Below are 728 nucleotides of genomic sequence, written 5' to 3' on the forward strand. Positions count from 1 at the left end.
GGAGATTGGCGGAGGGACACGTGGGGGCTGGATTTGGAGGTGTGTTGGTTTGAGATGTTTAGGCAGGGATTTGTAGGCTGCGTCAAGGCTACAGAGGCTGATCAGATCTCTGCGGGCTTGCTCAGATATTCCTAGCTGCGTCAGGTCTTCGTCGGCTGCGTCAGATCTTCGTAGGTCGCCCGACGCCGCGGTCACCGTGGGCACGATCGCCCACGATTGCGGTCCGGAGCCTTCGCTCCGGACTGCCCCGTTGTCATCTTCGTCCGCCTTCGGCTCCCTTCAGATTCCCTCGGGCGCATCGACGGCGCTCGTGCCCACGGTGACCGCGACGCCGTGCTACTAGGGTCTTTGGTATGGGGCGCTGCAAGACCTGTGGTCAGGGAAGGAGATCTGCGGGGCCGCCGGGTTGCTGCCGCCCGGACGGCGGCAACCCGGCATCGGGTCGGTGGGGCGTCGTGGCGGTGTGCGCTTCGCGCCGGCGTTGATTGGTTTGCTAATGGCCTGCCGTCACGGGGGGAGGGGCGGTGATGAGCGGCGCGTCGACGTTCGGGAGTGTCATAAATTTTGTGTTTGGGGCCTAACATGTTGCTCAAGGAGCATGTATGGTTACCAAGAAAAAGACACCGCTGAGGGAACTGCCGGCGATTCCCGCCGAGCTGGTTGATCAATTCGTCAAAGGCCCGATGACCGCCGAGGCGGTGCAGGACCTGTCGATGGCGTTCAAGAAG

General features: G+C 62.5%; 1 pseudogene. It reads left to right on the forward strand.

The annotated features are described in order from the left end of the window. Nucleotides 1-602: 602 nt before the first annotated feature. Nucleotides 603-728: pseudogene (locus tag MHZ91_RS28195) on the forward strand (IS256 family transposase); the annotation flags it as partial.

The organism is Achromobacter sp. ACRQX (assembly GCF_022346505.1).
GTDB lineage: Bacteria > Pseudomonadota > Gammaproteobacteria > Burkholderiales > Burkholderiaceae_B > Achromobacter > Achromobacter animicus.